This window comes from Paraconexibacter sp., from assembly GCF_059438195.1.
Genome location: NZ_JBLKKY010000055.1, coordinates 23,098 through 29,767 on the forward strand (window position 1 = coordinate 23,098; position 6,670 = coordinate 29,767).

At 72.8% G+C, this 6,670-nt stretch carries 7 protein-coding genes; 3 read left to right on the top strand and 4 right to left on the bottom strand.

What is annotated here, in order from left to right; translation table 11 throughout:
• Nucleotides 1-33 precede the first annotated feature (33 nt).
• The 4 genes from ACME2J_RS16745 to wrbA all read right to left on the bottom strand — a co-directional run bounded on the left by ACME2J_RS16745 (nt 34) and on the right by wrbA (nt 3,787).
• A complete protein-coding gene (locus ACME2J_RS16745) occupies nt 34-1,443 on the bottom strand; it encodes a hypothetical protein (RefSeq protein WP_495546077.1) in 1,410 nt (469 codons plus the stop codon).
• 144 nt (nt 1,444-1,587) lie between these two features.
• Entirely contained in the window at nt 1,588-2,247 is a 660-nt protein-coding gene (locus tag ACME2J_RS16750) for an alpha/beta hydrolase (protein WP_495546078.1), read from the bottom strand.
• Entirely contained in the window at nt 2,244-3,170 is a 927-nt protein-coding gene (locus ACME2J_RS16755; protein ID WP_495546079.1) for a VOC family protein, read from the bottom strand. Before ACME2J_RS16755 ends, ACME2J_RS16750 begins: the two co-directional genes overlap by 4 nt.
• Before the next feature lie 8 nt (nt 3,171-3,178).
• Nucleotides 3,179-3,787: an NAD(P)H:quinone oxidoreductase gene (wrbA, locus tag ACME2J_RS16760; protein WP_495546080.1), complete on the bottom strand. Its 609-nt coding sequence runs from the start codon at nt 3,785-3,787 to the stop codon at nt 3,179-3,181.
• A gap of 150 nt (nt 3,788-3,937) precedes the next feature.
• Here wrbA and ACME2J_RS16765 point away from each other — a divergent pair, with 150 nt between their 5' ends.
• The 3 genes from ACME2J_RS16765 to tgt all read left to right on the top strand — a co-directional run bounded on the left by ACME2J_RS16765 (nt 3,938) and on the right by tgt (nt 6,449).
• Nucleotides 3,938-4,453: a MarR family winged helix-turn-helix transcriptional regulator gene (locus ACME2J_RS16765; protein ID WP_495546081.1), complete on the top strand. Its 516-nt coding sequence runs from the start codon at nt 3,938-3,940 to the stop codon at nt 4,451-4,453.
• Nucleotides 4,454-4,657: 204 nt separating this feature from the next.
• Nucleotides 4,658-5,134 (top strand): Hsp20/alpha crystallin family protein, encoded by a 477-nt coding sequence (locus ACME2J_RS16770; protein WP_495546082.1) that lies wholly within the window; start codon nt 4,658-4,660, stop codon nt 5,132-5,134.
• 118 nt (nt 5,135-5,252) lie between these two features.
• Nucleotides 5,253-6,449, top strand: coding sequence for a tRNA guanosine(34) transglycosylase Tgt (gene tgt, locus ACME2J_RS16775; RefSeq protein ID WP_495546083.1), 1,197 nt, complete (start codon nt 5,253-5,255; stop codon nt 6,447-6,449).
• Nucleotides 6,450-6,670 lie beyond the last annotated feature (221 nt).

The following is a 6,670-nucleotide window of genomic DNA, read 5'->3' on the forward strand; positions in this document are numbered from 1 at the left end:
GGGTCGCTGCGGTGGCCAGGGACGCCGAACCGCTCAGCGGCGGTCGCGGGGCGGGACGTCCCGGGACTTCGTCACCGGGCCGAGGTACGTCGTGCCGTCCGGCGCCTTCCACTCGACGCGGTACCGGCGCTGCGGGTCGGCCTTGCGGCGGTTCGAGAAGTACCCGCGGCTGTCCGTCGTGAGCGTCGTGAGGTCGCGCCACTTCGACGAGCCCCGGTTCGCGTAGCGGATCGTCACCTTCGTCCTGCCCTCGGCGGGGCGGACGAGGCCCCAGAGCCGCGTGCGCCGCTTCGCGTAGCGGTCCGCGACGAGCGCGAGGCGGAAGCCCTCGTAGGCCGGCTTCTTCTCCCCGTCGAAGGTCCGCAGGCCGGACTCGAAGCCGCTGAACTTCGCGGCGTTCGGCGGCTCCGGATCGGAGTCCTTCATGAGGTACTGCGAGAAGCCCTTCACGCGCGGGTTCCGGTAGGCGATGAACTCGCTCATCGAGCGGTAGTCGTCCTGGACGGAGGTCGGGACGCCGCTGAGCTTGTCGGGGTGGGACTGGACGCCGAACTCGGTGAGGTAGATCGGCATGCCCTTGCGGATCGCCCCTGCCTTCGCCGCCCGGTCGAGGGCGCGGGTGAGGCGCAGCAGCGTCCCGATCGTGACGTCGTCCTTGTTGTCGGAGACGAAGTACGGCCCGAGGCGGGTCGAGTAGGGGTGGTGCGCCCAGCCCTCGGCGTCGATCTTCCCGCAGCCCTTCGACTTGTCGTAGTCCTCGTCGAGGCAGAGGAAGCCGCGCAGGAAGGCGAGCGGCGCGACGATCCGCGGGTTGCCGCGCGGCGAGGTCTCGGCGGCGAGGACCCGGTCGTCCTCGTTGCCGGACGCCTTGAGGCCGCGCTTCGCGGCGAGGTAGAGGCGCCGGTAGATCCGCGGCGACTGCGGCTCGCCGTCGACGAACTGGGGGAGGAGGAACTGCGGCTGGTTCGGCTCGTTCCAGATCGACCACTGGTCGATGATCTCGCCGTAGCGCCGGCCGGCGGCGGTGACGAAATGCTGGAACTCGTCCGGGTCAGGACGGGTCACCGTGTCCTCTCGCGAGGCGGTCGCCCACACCGGCGCGCCGCCGGTGATCGTCACGAGGACGTCGAGCCCTCGACGTCGAGCGCCCATGATGATCGCGTCGTACGCCGCCCAGCCCGCACCGTAGGCGTCCGGGTTCGAGGGGTCGAAGTTCGTGGGACGCGACTGCGACGCCGGATCGGGCGCGACGCGGTTCCAGTTGAGGAGGACCCGGATGCCGTCGGAGCCGAGGTCGGCGATCTCGTCGAGCGTGCCCTCGCGCTCGCTCGCGTTCTGCAGCGCCGAAGGCGCCTCGAAGAACGTCGTCTGCCGGGTGTCCGCCGCGGCGGGCGCGGCGACGGCGAGCGAGAGGAGCACGGCGAGGGGGATCGTCGGTCGCACGGAGCGAGCGGCCTCCTGGGATCGGGGGAGAGTGCGGGACGGGGTGCGCGAGGGCCTGTCGGAACGGCGCCTCACCCGGAAAAACGCACGATACGGCCTGAAGTTCCGCTTCGGCGTGTCCGAGGCACGCTCCTCATGGTCCTCTCACGCTGCTCTGGGCGCGATGAGCGTCTCCTCGAGCCACGCCTGCGCGACCGGGACGATGCCCGGGTCGATCGCGTGCGAGACGGGCGTCTCGTGGAACCTGACGTCGAGGCCCGCCGCGTCGAGGCGGTCACGGGCGTCGCGACCGAAGTCGACGCCGATGACCGGGTCCATCGTCCCGTGCGCGACGAGGACGGGCAGGCCCTCACGACCGGCGAGCTCGGGCTCCCAGCCCTCGACGGTCGGGATGAAGCCGCTCATCGCCAAGATGCCCGCCGGGCGCGGACGGCCCGGTCCCAGGCCGAGGGCGTACGACATCACCGAGCCCTGCGAGAAGCCGCCCACGACGGTGCGCGACCAGTCGAGGCCGAGCTCGTCGTCGAGGACCGACGCGAGCTCGCCGTAGGAGCCGTGGAACGTGTCGCGGTCCGGGAACCCGACCCGCGGGACGACGTACCAGTGCCGGCCCATGCCGAGGGCGAGCGGCGCGCCCACCGTGATGCCGCGCAGCCGCCGGTCGGGGTCGAGCACGTCGAAGAGCGGCGCGAGGTCGTTCTCGTCGGCGCCGCGGCCGTGGAGGAGGACGAGCGTGCCCGCCGCGTCGTCCTCGGCGGGGCGGACGACGCGCGGCAGCGGGCCCGGATGCCGAGGAGGGGTCACGCCGTCGCCCTCGGGTCGGGCAGCGGCGTGAGCCGCTCCTCGAGCCGTGCGCGGAGCGGCTCGTGCTGCGGGGGCAGCCGGAGACCGGTCCCGAGGGACTCGAGCGGCTCGTCCACCGCGAACCCGATGTCCCGGCTCGCGAGCTCGAAGAGGACGCCGGAGGGCTCGCGGAAGTACACGGAGTGGAAGTACTGGCGGTCGATGATCGGCGTCGGCCGGCCGCCGGCGCCGCCGACGACTCCGCGGAGGGCCTCGAGCTCGGCGTCGTCCGCCGCCGACCACGCGACGTGATGGACCGTCCCCGCACCTTCTCGGCGCTGTCCACCCGCGGGCGGCGTGTCGTGGTGCAGCTCGGCGTGGCGCGGCGTCCCGGCGCCGGACACCCAGACGCCGTCCTCGCGGCGCTCGAACCCGAGCGCGCGGAGGAGGTCCGTGCTCGCCTCGGGGGCCGACGCGAACGCCCGCACCCCGTGGAAGCCGCGGATCGTGTGCTCCGGCGCGATCCCCGGTGCTTCGGCGACGAGTGGCGCGTCGGGCACGCCGGCCGCGACGAGCTCGGACGCGAGGCCCTCGGGATCGGCGAACCGCAGGCGGTCCGGCGCGAGGCGCACCGCCTCGACGCCCTCGGCGGCCAGGCGCGTCTCCCACGCGTCGATCGCCGCGGCGTCCGCGACCCGCCAGAGGACCGTGTGGACCATGCCGTCCCCGGCCGTCCCCCGGGCCGCCCCGGAGAACTCGAAGAAGGTCATGATCGAGCCGGGCGCGCCGGTCTCGTCGCCGTAGTAGAGGTGGTAGACCTCCGGCGCGTCGAAGTTGACGGTCTTCTTCACCATCCGCAGCCCGAGGACCCGGACGTAGAAGTCGACGTTGCGAGGGGCGTCGCCGGTGATCGCCGTGACGTGGTGGAGGCCCTGGAGCGTCATCAGGGCCCTCAGGCGGCGACGGTCGCGAGGCGCCCGGCGAACTCGGCGAGCCGGCGGCCCTGGTACCGCGCGGCGGCGAGCGCCTCGTCGGTCATCGAGCTCTCTGCGCCCGAGACGAAGCTCGTGCCGTACGGGTTGCCGCCGGACTCGTAGAGGAGGGGGTCCGTGTAGCCGGGCGGGACGATGATCGCGCCCCAGTGGTAGAGGACGTTGTTGATCGCGAGGATCGTCGACTCCTGGCCGCCGTGGGTGTTCTGCGCGCTCGTGAAGGTCGTCGCGACCTTGTCCGCGAGCTTGCCCTGCGCCCACAGCGGCCCGGTGGTGTCGAGGAACTGCTTGAGCTGGGCGGCAGGGAGACCGAAGCGCGTGGGGGAGCCGAAGGCGAACCCGTCGGCCCACTCGAGGTCCTCGAGCGTCGCCTCGGGCAGGGTGGCCGTGACCTTCTCGTGGTGCTCGCGCCACGCGTCCTGGGAGCGGACGACCTCTTCGGGGGCGAGCTCGGCGACGCGCCGCAGGCGCACCTCGGCGCCGGTCTCCTCGGCGCCCGCGGCGAGGGCCTCGGCGAGCTTGTGGACGTTGCCGGTGGAGGAGTAGTGGATGACGGCGATCTTCGGCATGGGCGGGGTCCTCGTCTCTCTGGGAAAGTAGTTGCAGACACAACTATATCAGACGGTTGTGCGTGCAATGACGTCGCGCGGGGTGCTGTGCAGCCCTACCCGGTGCTACGGTCCGTTGCACGCGCAATCTCTTCGCGCGAGCGACGAGCCATGGCCCTTCCCGCCGAACCCGCACCGACGACCGCAGAGGACCCGCGTCTCGACGACCGGGAGCTGCGCGCCTGGCGCGGGCTGCTGCGCGCCCACGCCGCGCTCACGAAGGCGCTCGACGCCGAGCTCGAGGCCGTCCACGGCCTCTCGCTCACGCAGTACGAGGTCCTCATGGTGCTCCACGACGCGCCCGGCCGGCGGATGCGGATGAGCGACCTCGCCGACTCGGTGATCCTCAGTCGCTCGGGCCTCACCCGGCTCGTCGACCGTCTCGCGAAGGACGGCCTCCTCGCGCGTGAGGCGTGCTGCGACGACGCCCGAGGCTCGTTCGCCGTCCTCACGGAGGAGGGCGTCCTCACCCTCGCCGCGGCGCGCCGGACGCATCTCGAGGGGGTGCGCAGTCGGTTCCTGCGGCACTTCGGCGACGACGAGCTCGACCGGCTGGGCGATGTCTGGGACCGCGTCCTGCCCGTCCCCGGGGGCGAGCTCGCGGACGAGCGCCCGTCCGGCTGCTGACGCCGCGCACCTCCGCCCGCTCCGCGCTCACCCCGGTGCCCCCTTGCTCCGGTGCGGGGGCGTCGACTCCTGCTCGGCGAGAGAGGGATGCCTCAGCGCCCCCGTGAGAGAACTTGACAGCAAGCCACTGAGATTTCATACTTGCTGTGTCGGTAGCACGCCGACGGTTCACCATCGTCACCGTCCGTATGGAGGTCACCTGACATGAGCATCGTCCGCTGGGAGCCCATGCGCGACATGGCCGCGCTCCAGTCCGACATGAACCGCCTCTTCTCGACGTTCTTCGAGCAGCCGTCCGGCAGCGGCAACATGCGCCGCTGGGTGCCGGCGATGGATCTCGCCGAGCACGAGGACCACTTCGAGCTCACCGCGGACCTGCCGGGCATCGAGCCCGGCGACGTCGAGATCGAGGTGGAGGACCGCGTCCTCACCGTGCGCGGCGAGCGCAAGGTCGAGAAGCGCGACGAGAAGGCCGGCATGCTGCGCGTCGAGCGCGCGACCGGCGCGTTCCACCGGGCGCTCACCCTCCCCGAGGGCGTGAACGCCGACGACGTCTCGGCGTCGTTCGACAAGGGCGTCCTCACCGTCCGCATCCCGAAGCCCGAGGAGCGCAAGCCGCACCGCGTGCAGATCTCGACCGCGGGCGAGGCGCCGCGCACCCTCGAGGGCACCGCCTCGTAGCCTCGCGTCCCGCGTCCCCCGACCCGTTCCCCCGACCCGCCGCCCGCGTCCCCACGCGGGCGGCGGTCGTCGGTGACCTGCCCGCCCGCCCGCGCCGCCGCGTCGTAGTCTCCGCGCGGTGAGCGCGCTCGAGATCCTCCGCCGCGCCGAGCCCGGTCTCGCCCGCGCCGGCGTCCTGCGCACCGCGCACGGCGAGATCCGCACGCCCGCCTTCGTCCCGCTCGCGACGAAGGCGACGATCAAGGGCCTCCTCCCGCACGAGGTCGCCGAGCTCGGCTACGACATCGTCCTCGGGAACACCTTCCACCTGTACCTCGACCCCGGCCACGAGCGGATCGCGGGCCTCGGAGGTCTCCACGAGTTCATGGGCTGGCGGGCGCCGATCATCACCGACTCGGGCGGGTTCCAGGTCTTCTCCATGGGCCACGGCACGGTCGCCGACGAGGTGAAGGGCCGGGCGCCGATGGGCTCGGAGCGGATGGGGAAGATCCTCGCCATCGAGGAGGACGGCGTCCGCTTCCGCTCCTACATCGACGGCTCCGAGCACTTCATGGGCCCCGAGACGTCGATGGAGATCCAGGCGGCGCTCGGGAGCGACCTCGCGCTCGTGTTCGACGAGTGCACGCCGTTCAACGTGAGCCGCGACTACACGGCGCGCTCGACCGAGCGCACCCACCGCTGGCTCGACCGCTGCCTGCGCTGGCACGACGCGAACGGCCCCGAGCACCAGCTCGTCTACGGCATCGTCCAGGGCGGGGTCCACGAGGACCTCCGCGTCGGGAGCACGCAGGAGGTCGCGGCGCGCCCGGTCGGCGGCATCGCGATCGGCGGCTCCCTCGGCGCGGAGAAGCCCCAGATGTACGAGGTCGTCGAGTGGGCGGTCCGCGCGCTCGACGGCGGGGAGGACCCGCGACCGCGGCACCTGCTCGGGATCGGCGAGGTCGACGACCTCATCCGCGGCGTCGAGCTCGGCATCGACACCTTCGACTGCGCGATGCCGACCCGGCTCGGGCGGCACGGCGTCGCCGTCATCAACGACCCGGACCGCCGCTGGCGCGTCGACCTCACCGCGGGCCGCTTCAAGGACTCCGACGCGCCGCTCCTCGACGGATGCCCGTGCCCGGCGTGCGCCCTCGGCTTCTCACGTGGCTACCTCCGCTACCTCCTGAAGGCCCGCGAGCTCACCGGCATGCGCCTCCTCACGATCCACAACCTCGCGTACCTCGCGCGCCTCATGGCCCGCCTGCGGGCCGCGATCCTCGACGGGACGCTTCCGCAGACGGCCGAGCGGCTGCGGGCCGGCGAGATGCCCTGACGGCGTCGCTCGGCCCGGCGCCCCTCCTTCGCCGCCGCGGCGGACCAGACGACGCCGCAGGAGGCGCCGGCCCCGGTCTCAGCGCACGTTGTCGTCGATGAGCCGGCGGAGCTCCTCGAGCCCCTGGTCGACGTCGTCGACGACCGTGTCGCGCAGCTCGACCGCGCTCCCGTCGCTGTCGGAGGCGACGACCGCGACGCCGACGCCCGCGCCGACGAGCG